Below are 16,264 nucleotides of genomic sequence, written 5' to 3'. Positions count from 1 at the left end.
GGGGCGGGCAGGGCCGGCCGGTCAGGCCCGGGCGGGGGTGAAGTGCACGCGGCGTTCGCTGGGCGAGTGGCCGGTGAGGGTGACCGTGGGGCCGTGGCTGGGCAGGGCGGGGTCGGGGAAGGCGGCGGGCACGGGGTGCAGTCCCTCGGGGCGGCGGTCGACGGTGGGGAATGCCGGCGGGAAGGGCGCGGCCCGCTCGATGAGGTCCGCGTAGAAGCCCATCCACTTCGCCTGGTCGAAGGCGGCCGCGGCGATGATGCGCCCCTGGTGGCCGTAGGCGGCCACGAAGCGGCGTTCGGCCAGGGAGCCCTGGGTGACGATCACCTCGTCGGCCATGGAGGGGACGCCCACCGACTTGATGTTCACTCCGAACTGGGCCGACCAGAAGGCGGGCATCCACAGGTGCGGGCGGCGGGCCGGGCCGGTGCTGATCATGTTGTGTGCGGCGGTCTCCGCCTGTGCCACCGCGTTGCCCCAGTGCTCCAGCGACAGGAACTGGTAGCCGAACAACGGGTGCGGGGTGCGGGCCACGTCGCCCGCGGCGAAGACGTCGTCGGTGACGATGCCGTGGACGTCGAAGGCCCGGCATCCCGCGTCGCAGGCGATGCCGCGGGGGCCGGCGGCCAGGCCGGAGCCCTCCAGCCAGGCGGTGTTGCGGATCGAGCCCAGGGCGATCACGGCGACGTCGACGTCGAGGACCGTGCCGTCGGAGAGGTGGGCGCGGCGCAGCCGGCCGGCGGGGTCGCCCTCCAGGGCGGTGACGGTGACCGAGCAGCGCAGGTCGACGCCGTGGGCGCGCTGCAGGTCCGCCGCGACGGCTCCGACGACTCCGCCGAGGGCGCCGACCAGGGGGGCGGGTCCGCGTTCGGCGACGGTGACCTCGATGCCGCGGTGCCGGCAGGCGGAGGCGATCTCCGAGCCGGTGAAGCCGGCGCCGACGACCAGGACGCGGCGCGGGCGGGCGGCCAGTCGCCGGGCGAGCCGGGCGGTGTCGTCGCGGGTGCGCAGCAGGCACACCCCGTCCAGGGCGGCCTCGTTCTCCTGCGGCCAGGGCCGGGCGCGGACGCCGGTGGCGATGAGCAGGCGGTCGTAGGGGACGGCGTTGCCGTCCGCCAGCAGGACCCGCCGGCCGTCGCGGTCGAGGCCGGTGGCGGCGGTGCCCAGGCGCCATACGGCGTCGACGGCGCGACGCCGGGGCAGGCCGGTGTCCTCGGGTGCCGCCCGGCCGAGGAGCACCTGTTTGGACAGCGGCGGCCGGTCGTAGGGCTCGTGGGGTTCGTCGCCGATGAGGGTGAGGGAGCCGGTGAAGCCCTCCTCGCGCAGGTGTTCGGCGGCGCGCAGGCCGGCGAGCGAGGCGCCGACGATCACGATGCGGCCGTTCTTCACCGGTTTCCCTGCGGCGTCCTCAGCGGCCATCGGTGCCTCCCGCCCCGGGGTCGTCGGGCCCGGGGTCGTCGAGGCGGTCGACGAGGATCGCCTGGACGGGGCAGGCGGCGGCGGCCCGCAGGACGTCGTCGCGGTGAGCGGCGTCGAAGCGCGGCTCGTACAGCAGCGTCTCCTCGCCCTGCAGCGTGAAGACCTGGGGGGCCAGGAAGACGCACTGGGCGAAGGCCTGGCAGCGGTTCAGGTCGACGACGAGCTTCATCCCGGCCGGTCCTCCTTCGGCGTACCCGCTTTCGAGGGTGCCCGGACGGGCCCGGGTGCGCGAGGCGGCGTTGGGCCGACCGGGGGAACGGCGGCAGGCCGGGCGCGGGCGGGCGGGTGACGATGGCGGGAGCACATCGGTCCACGAAAGGCCCCGTCATGCGAGCGACTGTCATCTACGGTGCGGGGGACGTACGGGTGGAGGACGTGCCCGATCCGGTGCTCAGGGACGACACGGACGCGCTGGTGCGCGTGCTGCGCTCGTGCATCTGCGGCAGTGATCTGTGGCCGTACGGATCCCGGCCGCGCACCGAGAAGGGCGACCGGATCGGGCACGAGTTCCTCGGCGTGGTGGAGGAGACCGGGCGGCGGGTGACCGGGCTGAAGCGGGGCGACGTGGTGGTGGCGCCGTTCGTGTGGTCGGACAACACCTGCGACTTCTGCGCCGAGGGCCTGCACACCTCCTGCCGCCATGGCGGATTCTGGGGGGCGGACGGCGTGGACGGCTGCCAGGGCGAGGCGGTGCGGGTACCGCAGGCCGAGGGCACGCTGGTGAAGGTGCCCGTCGGGGAGGACTCCGCGCTGCTGCCGTCGCTGCTGACGCTCTCGGACGTCTTTCCCACGGGTCATCACTGCGCCGTGCGGGCCGGTGTCGGGCCGCACACGACGGTGACCGTGATCGGGGACGGCGCGGTCGGGCTGTCGGCGGTACTGGCCTCCCGGCGGCTGGGCGCCCCGCGGATCGTCCTGATGGGCCGGCACCGCACCCGTACGGACCTGGGCCGGGACTTCGGGGCCACGGACGTGGTCCCCGAGCGCGGCGAGGAGGGCATCGCGCGGGTGCGGGAGCTGACCGGCGGCGACGGCACCCACGCGGTGCTCGAATGCGTCGGCACGGCGCAGTCCCTGGAGACCGCCTTCGGCGTGGTCCGGGACGGCGGTACGGTCAGCCGGGTCGGCGTGCCGCAGTACGAACAGGCGCCGGTGGGCCCCTCGGTCTTCCTGCGGAACGTCACGCTGACCGGCGGGGTGGCCCCGGCCCGGGCGTACATCGAGGAGCTGCTGCCGGAGGTGCTGGAGGGCCGGCTGGAGCCGGGCCGGGTCTTCGACCGGACGATCGGCCTGGAGGAGGTGCCCGACGGCTACCGTGCGATGGCCGCCCGCGAGGCGCTGAAGGTGCTCATCCGGCCCTGACCCCGCGGACGGCCCGCGCCGTCATGTGCCGCTCAGCAGCGGCCCGCGTTGACGCCGTCGATCCGGCCGCCGAAGTCGCCGCCGTAGGCGCGGCGCCAGTCGCCGTTGTTGACCTGGCGGGTCTCCTTGGGGTCCCAGTTGATGAAGCACGCCTCGGTGCTCGCCACGAAGGAGCCGACGTTGTCGTGCAGCGCCGGCGGCATGTCGCGGTAGCCGCTCGCGGCCGTCCACTCCCAGCTGGTGCCGTGGTAGTCGGTGCCGGAGAAGAAGCACACGGAGCCGCCCGGACAGGAGGGCGCCAGGTCGGGCGCGGCCGAGGCGTTGGACGCCGGCAGCACCAGGGCGGCCAGGGAGAGCGCGGCCATCAGGGCCCAGGAGCGGGTACGGGCGGGGCGGTTGCTGGTCATGGGATGTCCCTTCTCGCGGTGGAGGAAGTCGCCGTGCGTGGCCGGAAGGCGATGCCGTGGCCACGCACAGCGAGATTCTTCACACGCTGCGTGAGGGATTCGAGGGGCTTCGACGGTCGTCGAAGGGGACGTCCGCGGCCGGGTCGGGACACGCGCGGGGGTGCGGGACGAGGCCGGCGCGGTCGCCCTGGCGCAGGTCGCCCTGGTGCAGGTCGCCCCGGTGCAGGGAGACGGTGCGCTCGGGGACGGGGATGCGGATGCCCTCGGCGCGGTAGCGCTGGTGCAGGCGCTTGATGAACTCGTGCTTGATGCGCCACTTGTCGCTGAACTCGCCGACGCCCAGGATCACCGAGAAGCCGATCCGGTTGTCGCCGAAGGTGTGGAAGCGGACGGCCGGTTCGTGGTCGGGCACCGCGCCGGCGATGTCCTTCATCACGCCGTCGGCGACCTCGATGGTGATGCGCTCGACCTCGTCCAGGTCGCTGTCGTAGGCGACGCCGACCTGCACACTGACCGACAGCTTCTGCTCGGGGCGGCTGAAGTTGGTCATGTTCGTGCCGGCGAGTTTGCCGTTGGGGATGATGACGAGGTTGTTCGAGATCTGCTTGACGACGGTGTTGCGCCAGTTGATGTCGACGACGTAGCCCTCCTCACCGGTGGTCAGGCGGATGTAGTCGCCAGGCTGAACCGTCTTGGAGACCAGGATGTGGACGCCGGCGAAGAGGTTGGCGAGGGTGTCCTTCAGGGCCAGGGCGATGGCCAGACCACCGACGCCGAGGGCGGTGAGCAGAGGGGCGATGGATATGCCCAGGGTCTGCAGGACGATGAGGAAACCCATCGCGAACACCACGATGCGCGTGATGTTGACGAATATGGTGGCCGATCCGGCGACGCCTGACCGGGACTGCGCCACGGTCTGCACCAGGTCGCCCGTCACGCGGGCGACGGCGATCGAGGCGACCAGGATGACCAGGGTCTCCAGCACCTCGTTGAGCGTGTGCCCGACGGAGTGGTTCAGCGGCAGGGCCGCGGCTCCCGACGCCACGCCGGCGGCCACCGCGGAGAAGGGCGCCACCGTGCGCAGCACGTCGACGATGATGTCGTCGCCGATCCACTTGGTGCGCAGGGCCCGCTCGGCGAGCCAGCGCAGCACCACCTTCAGGACGAGGGCCGCCAGCAGGCCGGCGGCCACGGCGATGCCTGCGACGACGGCGTCGTGCAGGGTCAGGTCCCGGGTCACCGGCGTCGCCCCCGTTCCGGGCGGAGGGGGGCGGGGGCGCCGTGCGGCGCGGTCCCGGAGGAGTTGTTCGTCACATGTACCTGCCTGTAGCCAGGGATCACCGATGCGCCGGACCCGGAGGTCACGGTGCGTCAGACATCCTGCACCACGGTGCTCGCTGCGCTCGAAGGAGTGTCCGACTAGAGGCGCCCCGAAGGGGCGCGGGGCGGTGCGTCGACTGCGGGCCGTCGGTGGCCGATCGCGCAGTTCCCCGCGCCCCTACGGGGCGCCCCGTAGGGGCGCGGGGAACTGCGCGACAAGCCACGACGCACCCGCAGACGGGGTGCCGTGTCGCGCCCACGTGGTGGCAGCCGCTAGCCGCCGTATGTGGGTTGGGACTCTCCCAGGACGGCCGCGAAGTCCCGGGCCAGGCGGGCGGCGTCGGCCGGCGGCAGGGCCGCGGTGGTGATGCGGACGCCGGGTGCGCTGTGGATGCGGAAGCGGGTGCCGGCGGCCACCCACCATCCGTAGGTGCGCAGTCCGTTGACCACGGCGGATTCGTCCCGTACGGGCACCCAGACGTTCATGCCGCTCGCACCGTGGGCGGGGATGCCGTGCCGGCCGAGCTCCGCGGTGAGGGCGCGGCGGCGCTCGGCGTAGGTCTGCCGTGCGCGCCCGACCAGGGCGCGTGTCGCGTCGTCGGTCATCAGGGCGAGCACGGTCCGCTGCAGCAGGTGGCTGACCCATCCCGAGGTCAGCAGCAGCCGGCCGTCGTGGCGGGCCAGGGTCGCCGGGTCGCAGGCGGCCGCCGCCCAGCGCAGGTCGGTGCCCAGGTATTTGGTCACCGTGGCCACGTGGGCCCAGCGGGTCAGGGCGCCGCCCGCGGTGAGGGTGTGCAGGGGGGCGGCGGCGATGGCGCCGGCGTGGTCGTTCTCGATGACCAGGACGTCGGGGGCCTCGCCGAGCACGCCGACGAGGGCGTCGCGGCGGGCGGCGGACAGGCAGCCGCCGTAGGGGTTCTGGGCGCGCGGGCTGCACACCACCGCCCGCACTCCCGCCCGCAGGGCGGCGCGCAGGGACTCGGGGCGCATGCCCTCGGCGTCGACCTCGACGGCGACCGTGCGCAGGCCGAGGGCGGTGACGAGGTCGAGGAGGTGGTGGTAGCCGGGGTCCTCCATGGCGACGGCGTCGCCGGGCCGCAGTTCGACGGAGAGGAGCCGGCCGATCAGGTCCAGCGCGCCGTGGGCGAAGGTGACGTGTTCGGTCGGCACGCCCTGGTGCCCCAGCCATGCGCGGACCTCCTCCTCCAGGAGCGGCAGCCGCGGTGCCGCGCGGTGGGAGCGGGCGCCGGGCGTGGGCGGTGCGGGCGGGACGAGGTCGGGCAGGAAGGCCGGGTCGGGGTGGCCGCCGGCCAGGTCGCACAGGCCCTCGGGCACGCGGGGCGGGCGCCGGGTGGCGACGGCGGGCGCGGGGGCGACGACCGTACCGCCGCGGCCGCGGGTGAGCACGATGCCGCGGCGGCGCAGCTCCTTGTAGGCGGTCGCCACGGTGCCGGGGCTGATGCCGAGGTCCTCGGCGAGCCGGCGCACCGGGGGCAGGGCGGCCCCGGGGGCGAGGGTGCCGTCGGTCACGGCGCGTTCGATGGATGCGGAAAGGGCCTTGGCCGTCGTACCGGTGATCCCATATTGTGCTGCCACACAGTCAATTATGTATTGATACATAACCGGTTGGCAAGGGCACCCGGCCGCCGGTGAACGGGGGAACGACAACGTGGGACGCGTCCTCGCACGCATACCGGGAGGGCGCGACGGGCGCCTGATGCTGGCGGTGGCCCTGGTGGACCGGGTCGGCAGCGGCCTGTGGGCCGCCGCCTCCGTGCTGTACTTCACCTACGTCGCCCACCTCGGACTGGGCGAGGTGGGCACCCTCGTGGCGACCGCCGGCGTCACCGGCATCGCGGGGGCGCCTCTCGGCGGCCGGCTCGCCGACCGCCTGCCGCTGACCCGCGTGCTGGCCGCCTTCCAGGTCCTGCGCGCCCTCGCCGCCGCCGGCCTCCTCGTCTCCGGCGACTACGCCCTGCTGCTGGTCTGCTCGGCGGCCGGCGGGTTCGGCGACCGCGCGGCCAACGTCCTGACCAAGCTGTACGGCACCCGGATCGCCGGCGACCAACGGGTCCGCTACCAGGCCGTCAACCGGACCGTCGCCAACGCCGGCTGGGCCCTCGGCGGCCTCGGCGCGGCCGTGGCGCTCGGCGCCGGGTCCGCCACCGTCTATCGCTGCCTGCTCCTGGGCGACGCCGTCTCCTTCGTGGCCGCCGCCCTGATCACCCTGCGGTGCGCCGACGCCGCCGCGCCGTCGCGCGTCGTGGCCGCCGGGCCCGTGCCGCCCACGTCCGGCCCCGCGCCGGCACCGGCGCAGGCGCCGAGCCCGTGGCGCGACCGCACCTACCTCGCGTACATGGTCACCGACTGCGTGCTCTTCCTCGACGACGCCGTCTTCAAGGTGGGCCTGTCCCTGTGGGCGGTCCACGCCACGAAGGCGCCGCACGGCCTCGTTCCCGTCCTGCTGGTGCTCAACAGCGTGCTGGTCGTCGCCCTGCAGGTGCCCCTCGCCCGCTTCGGGGCCACCACCGCCGCGGCCCGCCGCCTGCTGCTGCCGCTGTGCGGCGCCTTCGCCGTCGCCGGTCTGGCGATGGCCGCCTCCGCCACGGGCGGTCCCGGGCTCGCGTCGGTGTCGCTGCTGCTGGCCGCCACCGCCTTCACCGTGGCCGAGATGCTCCACGCCGTCGTCTCCTGGGAGCTGTCCGTCGCCCTCGCGCCGGAGGCCGCCCAGGGCGCCTACCTGGGCGTGCACGGGCTGGCCCAGGCCACGCAGCGCACGGTGGGCCCGCTGGCCGTCACGGCCGCCATCGCCGCCGGCCCGCTCGGCTGGACCGTCTTCGGCACGGCGATCGCCGGCACCTGCCTGGTGCAGCACCGCCTGGTGCGGCAGCGGTTGCGGCGCCCGGCGGGCCTGCCGGAACCCGTGCGGCAGTAGGGTGCCCGGCAGGAAAGATCTTTTGGAGGGGATGACATGCTGGCGATGCCGCTGGGCGACGGTGCCGAACTGCGCACGCTCGAACCCTGGAACGCCGAGGAGTACCTCGCCCACATCGACCGGTCGCGGGAGTCCATAGGCCGCTACATCGCCCTGACGGACCACGCCACCGACCTCGCCTCCGCCCGCGCCTTCCTGCAGCAGTACGCGGACAAGGCGCTCGCCGACAGCGGCCGCATGTACGGCATCTGGCTGCAGGGCACCCTCGTCGGCGGCGTCCTCTTCCGCACCTTCGACACCGAACGGCAGACCTGCGAACTGGGCAGCTGGCTGGAGGAGTCCGCCGTCGGCCGCGGGCTCGTCACCCGGGCGTGCACGCTGCTCATCGACTGGGCGGTCGAGGTGCGCGGCATGCACCGCATGGAGTGGCACGTCTCCTCGGCCAACACCGCGAGCATCAACGTCGCGCGGCGCCTGGGCATGACCCTCGACGGCGTGCTGCGGGAGTCCTATCCCCACCGGGGCGTGCGCCACGACATGGAGGTCTGGTCCGTCCTGGCTCCGCAGTGGCGCGCGCACCGGGCCGGCACCCGGTGACCCGGCCCGCCGGCAGGCGCCGGCTGCCCGTGGCGGTCCCCGATGTGTGCGTCCGCGTGAAGAAGAACGTGGGAGCCTGCGGTCCGTACGCGCACATCGTGGCGGACTTCGAACCGCCCGCCGCCGGTGGCGAGGGGCTGGAACTGCTGTCCGTGGTGCCTCCGCAACGGCTGCCCCACGCGTACCTGCCCGCCCTGCGCGAGGGGATCGAGGAGGGGCTCGACGGGGTCGCGGCAGCGGTGCTCATCACGGATGGCACCTTCCACGAGGTCGACTCCAGCGAGCTCGGCTACCTCCTCGCCGGCCGGCAGGCGGGCCGGGCCGCGCTGATCGCCGCGGGCCTGCTGCCGCCGCAGGAGGCGGCCGGGCTGCGCTGGGCCACATGGCCGGGCCGGCCGCGGCTTCGGCTGCCGTCGCGTGGGCGCGACCGGCCGGCGACGGCCCGCAGCTGACACACCACCCCGGGGCCCGGGCGAACTGCGGGCGCGTCGTGGCTTGTCGCGCCCGCGCGGCGGCAGCCGCAGATCGACAACGCCCCGCGCCCCTACGGGGCACCGTGGTGGCGCGTGACGAAGATCCGCCGGACAGGCCCTGGGTCACGGCGTCCCGCGGGGGCGCGGGGCGCTGAGCGCCGCACGGTCCGTGGGTCACCCGCCGAGGAGTCCGTCGACCAGGCGGCCGTACAGGCGCCGGGCCGCGAACGCGGCCGCGGGGGTGAGGGCGGCGGGCAGGGCGCGCACGTGGAGGGCGGCGGTCCACACGACGCGCGAGCCCGCCGCACCGGGGTGCACCTCGAGGTCCGTCCGGCCGCCCACGACACGGCCGTGCTTGACGAGCCGGCAGCGGCCCGGGGCGGCCGGTGCCGGGGGCTCCCAGTGCACGACCTCCATGGGGTCGGTGAAGGCGACCGGGCCGCGGCCGGTGCGGGCCAGGATCCGGGTGCCGGCCCCAGTGGGAGGCGGTGTCGTCACCGTGACCGTGGTCAGGGGGACGTACGCCGTGTGCCGCTCCCAGTCCGTCAGCCGACGCCACGCCTCCTGCGCCGGCAGCGGCGAGAGGCGTTCGACGGTGAAGAGGAGGGCCGCGGCCGGTCGGTTGCGGCGGCTGCGCCGGGGGTGGGCGGGGGTCACCCGACCGAGCGTAGGGGTTTTCAGGCGGCCTTCTGGGAGGCGGCGGCCACCGGGTGCAGGTCGTCGAGGGTCAGGCGGTGCGCGGGCGGGTCGGGCAGCACGACGGTGGTCGTGGTGACGCCGTCGGGGCCGGCGTGCAGGAGGACGCCGGGCTCCATCAGGCGCCAGTGGGGGTTGTCGTCCATGCGCTCGCTGGCGACGACGACGGCGTCGGTGCCGGTCAGGTCGCGGGAGTGGACGCGCATGCGGCCGGCGGTGCCGCTGTGGTCGAGGTGGCGGTCGCCGTGGTGGCCGCCGGCCGGGCGGTGCAGGACGTACAGGTCGTGGGTGTCGGGGTATCTCAGCGCCCACAGGTCGGCGGGGGTGACGAGGACGAAGTTGAGGGCGTAGACGGGCAGGTGGGCGGCGATCCATCCGGCGGCCGCGGCGATGCCGGCGGCGACGTCGCCGCCGTGGGCCCGGGTCTCGCGGGTGATCAGGGCGAAGAAGCGCTCGGAGTCGGTCTCGCCGGCGACGGCCGCGCGGTCGGGGCCGAGGTGGGCGTCGAGGGCGTCGAGCCCTTCGATGACGCCGTTGTGGGCGAAGAGGCGGCCGTCCTGCTCGAAGGGGTGGGTGTTGCGGATCTCCAGGCTGCCGGTGGAGGCGTAGCGGATGTGGGCGACGAAGGTGGCCGACTCGGTCTGCTTGGCCTCCTCGGCGAAGGCGCGGTCCGCGTACGCGGCGAGCGGGGCCTTGCTCACGTGGGGGGTGCCGTCGGGGGCGAAGGAGCCCAGGCCGGTGCCGTCGGGGTCGTGGTGGCTCTGGGTGCTGAGGCTGTCGGGGGCGTCGAGGAGCCAGAAGGTGGCGCGGGTGCGCTCGGGGGCGCTGGTGAGGCCGAACAGACGGCACATCGGGGTCTCCTGACGGGGTGGTGGGTCGTTCGGGGTCAGTGGCGGCCGGGGCGGCGGGGGTTCTTGGTCTCGGCGCCGTGGGCGAAGCCGCCGGCGTCGTCCTCGCTGCGGTGCGGCTCGCCCTGCTTCTCCAGGCGGGGCAGGACGCGGCGCAGGTCGGCCAGGAGCATGTCGGCGAGGTCGTGGCTGAATCCGTTGCGCACGACGACGCGCAGGGCGGCGAGGTCGGTGCGGTTGCGGGGGAAGGTGTAGGCGGGGACGAGCCAGCCGCGTTCGCGCAGGGCGGCCGAGACGTCGAAGACGGTGTAGTTGCGGATGTCCTCGCGCAGCGTGAAGGCGAAGACGGGGATGTCGCCGCCGTCGGTGAGGAGCTCGAACGGGCCGAGGGCGGCGATCCGGCGGGCCAGGCGGGTGGCGACGTCGCGGCAGGTCTGCTGGACGCGGCGGTAGCCGTCGAAGCCCAGGCGCAGGAAGTTGTAGTACTGGGCGACGATCTGGGCGCCGGGGCGGGAGAAGTTCAGCGCGAAGGTGGGCATGTCGCCGCCGAGGTAGTTCACGTGGAAGACGAGGTCCTGCGGGAGGGCGTCGGCGTCGCGCCACAGGGCCCAGCCGACTCCGGGCATCACCAGGCCGTACTTGTGCCCGGAGGTGTTGATGGAGGCGACCCTGGGGAGGCGGAAGTCCCAGGTGAGGTCGGGGTCGAGGAAGGGGGCGACCATGGCCCCGGAGGCGCCGTCGACGTGGACGGGGACGTCGAGGCCGGTGCGCTGCTGCAGCTCGTCGAGGGCCGCGCAGATCTCGGCGACGGGTTCGTAGGAGCCGTCGAAGGTGGAGCCGAGGACGGCGACGACGCCGATGGTGTTCTCGTCGCACAGTTCGGCGGCGTGCCGGGCGTCGAGGTGGTAGCGGTCGCCCTCCATGGGGACGTAGCGGGGCTCGACCTCGAAGTAGTCGGCGAACTTCTCCCAGCAGATCTGGACGTTGATGCCCATCACCAGGTTGGGGCGGTCGGTGGGCCTGCCCTCGGCGCGCCGGCGGTGCTGCCAGCGGCGCTTGAGGGCGAGGCCGCCGAGCATGCACGCCTCGCTGGAGCCGGTGGTCGAGCAGCCGACGGCGTGGCGGGGGTCGGGGGCGTGCCAGAGCCGGGCGAGCATGTGCACGCAGCGCGTCTCCAGTTCGGCGGTCTGCGGGTACTCGTCCTTGTCGATCATGTTCTTCTCGGCGCACTCGTGCAGCAGGCGCAGGGCCTGGGGCTCGGCCCAGGTCGAGACGAACGTCGCCAGGTTCAGGCGGGCGTTGCCGTCCAGGAGCAGCTCGTCGTGGACGATCTGGTAGGCGGTGTCGGGTGCCATCTCCCCCTCGGGCATCCGGTAGCGGGGGACGGTGAGCGGCTCCCGGCTGTAGACGGGGTTCACCTCGATGTCCCGGCTGACGCGCTCGGCGTGGTGTCCGTCGTGGTGGCCCGACATCGGTGACATCGGCGGGGTGTCCTCTCTCTTCGGTGCGTCGTGCTTCGGCGCCTGGTGCACCGGCGCTTCGGCCCTCGTGCTTCGGTGCCTCGGCGCCTCGTGCGGGTCTGGCACAGGTACCCGCGGGCGGGTGGGGGGACACGCCGCCAAGCGGGGTGCCGCCGGCGACGGCCGCGCGAGGTGCGGCTCGTGTTCGGGATGCCCGCGCGGGAACGTCCCGAAGCGGCCGCGGGGCGCGGGCCCCGCGGCCGGGTGCGGCATCAGTTGCGGTGCTGGAGCCAGAAGACGAGCATGCTCACCAGGCCGGTACCGGTGCCGTAGCACACGCCGCGCAGGAGCAGGCCGAGGGCGGTGCGCCGGCGCCGGCGCACCCAGCGGAGCGTACGGGCGAGGCGGCCGTCGCCGGGCACCGGGAGGGGGGCGGGGTCGTCGTGCATGGCGGATGTCCTCTTCTCCAGGGGGGCGTTTCGCGGGGCGGGGAGTCCTCGTCCGGCCCGGTGGTCCGGTGGCCGAGGGCCGAGGGCGGGGGCGGGGCTCCTCGCCTTCGTGCGTGCGGTGTCGGACGGGGCGGAGAGGTCAGCGTCCGGCGAAGTCGTGGAGGCGGTCGGCCAGGCGGCGGTCGGGGCCGCGGACGATGATGCAGGAGCCCTGGTGCTGCGTCGCCAGGCGGTCGACCTCCATCTCCAGGCCACCGGTGGGCGCGCTGGCGAAGGAGCCGTTCTTGCCGACGTAGCGCGCCACCGCCTCCAGGCGGTCGAGGAAGGCCTCGTCGGGCGCCTCGGAGCCGACGACGCCGGTCATCACCTGGTGCAGCCAGTGCTTGGCCTCGCGGTTCTCGCCGAGGGCGAGGTGGTGCAGATGCAGGCAGTACGCGGCGGCCCAGTGGCCCGCTCCGGCCGCCAGCTGCCACCAGAACTGGGCGCTCTCCGGGTGCCCGGTCAGGTACAGCAGGCACGCGAAGACCAGGGCGCCGTCGACGTCGAGGTGCTCCTCCCCGCGCCCGGCGCCGTCGGTGTCCTCGGCGAGCCGGTCCACGTGGACGGCCGCGTCGGGCTTGTTGAGGACCCAGCGCGAGACCACGGCCAGGTGCCGGGCCGCCTGGGCGGTGCGCGCCAGGTCCGGCGGCGGCGCCGCCTGGGCGGCGTCGGCGGCCAGCCGGCGCAGTGCGGCGGAGACGTCGAACGCGCCCGGCGGCGTGACCGGCACGGCCGCGCCCGCCAGGAGCTCGTCGATGGTGTGGGTCACTGCCCTCCCCCTTTCTTCTTGGTCCGGCCCCCGGCAGCGGGCAGCCCGAGCTGGGCGCGCAGCCGCTCCTTGGCCTTGCGGCCGTGGTAGTCGACGGTCCTCTCGTGCAGCCCCATGAACCGTGCGATGCGGGAGGTCTCGTAGCCGAGCAGGTGGCGCAGGACGATGACGGTGAACTGCCGGGTCGGCAGCTCGATGATCGCCTCGTACAGACCGGTGCTGCTCTCCATCAGCGCCAGCTTGTCCTTGGCCTCCCGCAGGGCGCGGGCGATCGGCCCGTTGATGACGAACGCCGGTGTACGGTCCTCGGCGTCGAGTTGGCTGCGCACGCAGCGGTGCAGTACGGCGAGCGTGCGCTGCTCGACGTCCCCCTCCTGCAGCAACTGGCTCCAGCCGCCGAGGATCTCCAGGAAGGCCCGGTGGACCACCTCCTCGGCCGCGTGCCGGCTGCCGAGGTGGATTTCGGCGAATGCGTGGAAGAACTCCTGGTGGCCGAGGTAGAACGCCTCGTAGTCCAGGGGCAGGGCCTGCACGTCTCCCGCCGGCCGGCCGCTCGCCTCGCCTTCGGGCGATGCGTCGGCACTGACGTCGCCATCGTTCACACGGGCCTCCGGCTTCTCGTCGTCACAGGGCCTCGTCGTCGCAGGCCCGCGATTCCGGGCAGCAGGCAACATGCCTGCGCAGAGGCACGATTGGCCTCTTGGAACCCACCCTGCCGATTTTCCGGACGGGACACTCATCGCCGACCCGAAAATATTACGAAGCGATCATGCGGGGAGACGGGGAGTGATCGCGGCATTCGGCGTCCGGCACGCCGCGGGAACGACGCGACCTGGGCGGACGGCGGCGCGAGGCGGCCGGGCGCGGATCCGGAGATCACGAAGTGGGAAACGTCACATGCACGTTACTGCGGGCAGGAAGAGAATTCCCCGACAGGTGATCAAGGGTGACAGCGTTGCCACGTTGTGCAATTGCACACAAGCGGAACGATCTATTCCATGGTAACGATCTTATTAAGCGGAGGCTCGGCGACGACCTCGGCATTGGAATAGACCTAATCAAAACCGATCGGTAACTTCCGGTTTTCTTCCTCAAGTTGAGGATCACCGCGGATGCCGCGCGCCATTCCCCTGAATCCTGCACCGAAAACTTCCGCACCAAACATCACTTCTGACACTCCGTTCGCTCTGGCATGCTTCCGGCCACCCACAACTCCCCCACGGAAATGAGGTGTGGCTTTGCCTGGTCGCAGAAGACAGGTGCAGCAGCAACGGCGACGAAAACGCGGCATGGTGGTCGCGGCCGTCGCCGTCACGGCAGGAGCGCTCGCGGGCGCCGCGGTGTTCGGCGGCGTCTTCCAGCAGGGCCCGGACCGGCCCGGCGTCACCGCCGCGCAGGCCGCGGACGGCGGCCCCGCCCCGGCGTCGGCGCCCGCACACGACCGCACGCCGGACCCGGTCGTGCGAATACCCTCCGACGACCACGCCCACGGCATGGTCTACAAGGGACTGTCGCCCGCCCCGAAGGGCGACCGCTGCGCGGGCGTCCTGCGCACGGCCGACGGCCGGTGCACGCACGGCCCCGACAAGCCCCCCAAGGGTGTCGACATCGGCAAGGACACCCCGCCCGCCGTCACGACACGAGACGTCGCCGAGACGCCGGACAAGCCCGGTACGAACGACGGCGACAGCGGCGACGGCGCCAAGGGCGACGCCAAGAGCACGACCAAGCCCTCGGCGGGCACCCCCGCCTCCGTCGACGCCCGCCAGGCCGGCACCGCCGCCGCGAAGACGCCGCCCGCCCGCCCCGACCGGGGCGGCACGGCGAGCACTCCCGCGGCGCCGTCGGGCCAGCAGGTGCAGTGCGACGGCGACGGCAGCACCGGCAACCGCGTGCAGGTCGTCTACGCCCACGCCCCCGGCAACGACCGGTACGCCGAGTACCTGGGGTCGTTCCGCAAGTGGGCCGCCGACGCGGACGCCATCTACTTCGCCAGCGCGCAGGAGACCGGAGGCGTGCGGCACATCCGCTTCGTCACCGGCGCCGACTGCGTGCCGAGCGTGCTCAACGTCGAGGTGTCCTCCTCCGCGCTCGCCGAGTTCGGCGCGCTGAACTCCGCGCTCGCCGCGCAGGGCTTCGACCGGCGCGACCGCAAGTACATGATCTTCGCGGACGCCAAGGTCTACTGCGGCATCGGCACCTTCAACGGTGACGAGCGCCCGGGCGCGAGCAACCTGAGCAACTTCGGCCCCTCCTACGGCCGGACGGACGCCGGGTGCTGGAGCGGCTCCACCGCCGCCCACGAGCTCGGGCACAACCTGGGAGCGGTCAACAACAGCGCCCCCAACACCAGCCGGGCCGCGCACTGCACCGACGAGTGGGACGTCATGTGCTACTCGGACGCGCCGTACTACCCGGCCATGCGCACCGTCTGCCCCGAACGCGGTCACGACGAGCGCCTGGACTGCAACCACGACGACTACTACAACACCAGTCCACAACCGGGTAGTTACCTGGCCACGCACTGGAACGTCGCGAACAACCAGTTCCTGATGACCTCGGGCGGCACCACCCGCCCGAACCCGGACCCCAGCCCCACCCCGACCCCGAGGCCGACCGGCAGCACCGGCCCGTCGAAGGGCCCCGTGCCCGTCGTCGGACAGCTGACGAACGACTCGGCGGTGGTCAGCTGGCCGGCCGTGCCCTCCGCCTCCTGGTACCAGCTGCTGCTCAACGGCAGCCACCTGGCCTGGATCGGGCAGAACTCGGCCCGCATCTACAACCTGCGGCCGGACACCGACTACACGGTGGCCGTCTCCGTCCGCGACGGTGCCGGGCACGACTCCGGAGCGGGCCGCGCGGTGTCCTTCCACACGCCGGCGGTCGGGGCCACGGCCACCAAGCCGGGCGCGCGGTACACCCTGACCAACGGTCACACCGGCCTCGCGGCCGAGATCTGGGGCGGGAAGTCCGCGGACGGCACCGTCATGGTCGGCTCGCAGGCCACCGGCTTCGCCTCCCAGCAGTGGTACGCCGACGACACCGGCGGCGGCAAGGTGCGGCTGCGCTCGGCCGCCACCGGCAAGTGCGTGCAGCTCGGCGGGGCCCCGGGCCCGGGCCAGTGGGTCGCGCAGCGGCCCTGCTCCGGTAGCGCCGCGCAGCAGTGGCGCCTGACGAAGGCCGGCGACGGCCTGCGGCTGACCGCCGGTGACAGCTCCTACGTCCTGGGCGTCGGCAAGCGCCCGTACTACGGGGCATGGCTGCTGGAACTGCAGAGCCCCGACGGCTCCGGTTACCAGAACTGGACGCTGCAGAAGGCGTCCTGACCCCTTGAAGCGGTGGCGGGGGGCGCCCCCCCCCCGCCCCCCCCCCCCCCCCCCCCCCCCCAAGAAAAAGGGAAAGACCCCCCCCCCCCCCCCCCCCCCCCCCCCCC

Annotated in this window: 16 protein-coding genes; 5 read left to right on the top strand and 11 right to left on the bottom strand. The window is 73.7% G+C overall.

Going from position 1 to position 16,264, the window contains the following annotated elements:
- Nucleotides 1-21: 21 nt before the first annotated feature.
- Together AC27L3_RS23595 and AC27L3_RS23590 are read right to left on the bottom strand one after the other, a co-directional pair.
- Nucleotides 22-1,416, bottom strand: a complete 1,395-nt coding sequence (locus AC27L3_RS23595) for an NAD(P)/FAD-dependent oxidoreductase (RefSeq protein WP_487236051.1) — start codon at nucleotides 1,414-1,416, stop codon at nucleotides 22-24.
- The gene (locus AC27L3_RS23590; protein ID WP_487236050.1) at nucleotides 1,406-1,645 is read right to left on the bottom strand and encodes a ferredoxin; all 240 of its coding nucleotides are present in this window, start codon (nucleotides 1,643-1,645) and stop codon (nucleotides 1,406-1,408) included. The genes AC27L3_RS23595 and AC27L3_RS23590 overlap by 11 nt, the downstream gene beginning before the upstream one ends.
- Nucleotides 1,646-1,803: 158 nt before the next feature.
- On the opposite strand from AC27L3_RS23590, the gene AC27L3_RS23585 reads away from it, so the two are divergent.
- A complete protein-coding gene (locus tag AC27L3_RS23585; RefSeq protein ID WP_487236049.1) occupies nucleotides 1,804-2,838 on the top strand; it encodes a zinc-dependent alcohol dehydrogenase family protein in 1,035 nt (344 codons plus the stop codon).
- Nucleotides 2,839-2,870: 32 nt separating this feature from the next.
- On the opposite strand, the gene AC27L3_RS23580 is transcribed toward AC27L3_RS23585, so the two are convergent.
- The 3 genes from AC27L3_RS23580 to AC27L3_RS23570 all read right to left on the bottom strand — a co-directional run bounded on the left by AC27L3_RS23580 (nucleotide 2,871) and on the right by AC27L3_RS23570 (nucleotide 6,161).
- Entirely contained in the window at nucleotides 2,871-3,245 is a 375-nt protein-coding gene (locus tag AC27L3_RS23580) for a peptidase inhibitor family I36 protein (protein ID WP_487236048.1), read from the bottom strand.
- Between the two features lie 79 nt (nucleotides 3,246-3,324).
- A complete protein-coding gene (locus AC27L3_RS23575; protein WP_487236047.1) occupies nucleotides 3,325-4,485 on the bottom strand; it encodes a mechanosensitive ion channel family protein in 1,161 nt (386 codons plus the stop codon).
- Between the two features lie 353 nt (nucleotides 4,486-4,838).
- A complete protein-coding gene (locus AC27L3_RS23570; protein WP_487236046.1) occupies nucleotides 4,839-6,161 on the bottom strand; it encodes an aminotransferase class I/II-fold pyridoxal phosphate-dependent enzyme in 1,323 nt (440 codons plus the stop codon).
- A gap of 73 nt (nucleotides 6,162-6,234) precedes the next feature.
- On the opposite strand from AC27L3_RS23570, the gene AC27L3_RS23565 reads away from it, so the two are divergent.
- From AC27L3_RS23565 to AC27L3_RS23555, 3 genes are read left to right on the top strand one after another with little or no spacing between them, the layout of a single operon-like run.
- On the top strand, nucleotides 6,235-7,500 hold the full coding sequence (locus AC27L3_RS23565) for an MFS transporter (protein ID WP_487236045.1): 1,266 nt from the start codon (nucleotides 6,235-6,237) through the stop codon (nucleotides 7,498-7,500).
- Between the two features lie 36 nt (nucleotides 7,501-7,536).
- Entirely contained in the window at nucleotides 7,537-8,097 is a 561-nt protein-coding gene (locus tag AC27L3_RS23560; protein WP_487236044.1) for a GNAT family N-acetyltransferase, read from the top strand.
- A 29-nt stretch (nucleotides 8,098-8,126) separates the two neighbouring features.
- Complete coding sequence (locus tag AC27L3_RS23555; protein WP_487236043.1) at nucleotides 8,127-8,549, top strand: hypothetical protein; 423 nt, start codon at nucleotides 8,127-8,129, stop codon at nucleotides 8,547-8,549.
- Between the two features lie 195 nt (nucleotides 8,550-8,744).
- On the opposite strand, the gene AC27L3_RS23550 is transcribed toward AC27L3_RS23555, so the two are convergent.
- The 6 genes from AC27L3_RS23550 to AC27L3_RS23525 form a co-directional block, all read right to left on the bottom strand.
- The gene (locus AC27L3_RS23550) at nucleotides 8,745-9,227 is read right to left on the bottom strand and encodes an SRPBCC family protein (RefSeq protein ID WP_487236042.1); all 483 of its coding nucleotides are present in this window, start codon (nucleotides 9,225-9,227) and stop codon (nucleotides 8,745-8,747) included.
- Nucleotides 9,228-9,247: 20 nt separating this feature from the next.
- On the bottom strand, nucleotides 9,248-10,117 hold the full coding sequence (locus AC27L3_RS23545; protein ID WP_487236041.1) for a class II glutamine amidotransferase: 870 nt from the start codon (nucleotides 10,115-10,117) through the stop codon (nucleotides 9,248-9,250).
- Nucleotides 10,118-10,152: 35 nt separating this feature from the next.
- Entirely contained in the window at nucleotides 10,153-11,595 is a 1,443-nt protein-coding gene (gad, locus tag AC27L3_RS23540; protein WP_487236040.1) for a glutamate decarboxylase, read from the bottom strand.
- 251 nt (nucleotides 11,596-11,846) lie between these two features.
- Entirely contained in the window at nucleotides 11,847-12,023 is a 177-nt protein-coding gene (locus AC27L3_RS23535) for a hypothetical protein (RefSeq protein ID WP_487236039.1), read from the bottom strand.
- Nucleotides 12,024-12,162: 139 nt separating this feature from the next.
- On the bottom strand, nucleotides 12,163-12,831 hold the full coding sequence (locus AC27L3_RS23530; protein WP_487236038.1) for a hypothetical protein: 669 nt from the start codon (nucleotides 12,829-12,831) through the stop codon (nucleotides 12,163-12,165).
- Nucleotides 12,828-13,433, bottom strand: coding sequence for an RNA polymerase sigma factor (locus AC27L3_RS23525; protein WP_487236037.1), 606 nt, complete (start codon nucleotides 13,431-13,433; stop codon nucleotides 12,828-12,830). Before AC27L3_RS23525 ends, AC27L3_RS23530 begins: the two co-directional genes overlap by 4 nt.
- Before the next feature lie 687 nt (nucleotides 13,434-14,120).
- Here AC27L3_RS23525 and AC27L3_RS23520 point away from each other — a divergent pair.
- Nucleotides 14,121-16,157, top strand: coding sequence for an RICIN domain-containing protein (locus tag AC27L3_RS23520; RefSeq protein WP_487236036.1), 2,037 nt, complete (start codon nucleotides 14,121-14,123; stop codon nucleotides 16,155-16,157).
- The last annotated feature ends 107 nt before the right edge of the window (nucleotides 16,158-16,264 follow it).

The sequence above is a fragment of the Streptomyces sp. PKA51 genome, from assembly GCF_057552455.1.
The sequence above is the reverse complement of the archived record's forward strand: the minus strand, read 5'-3'. Positions and strand labels throughout refer to the sequence as shown.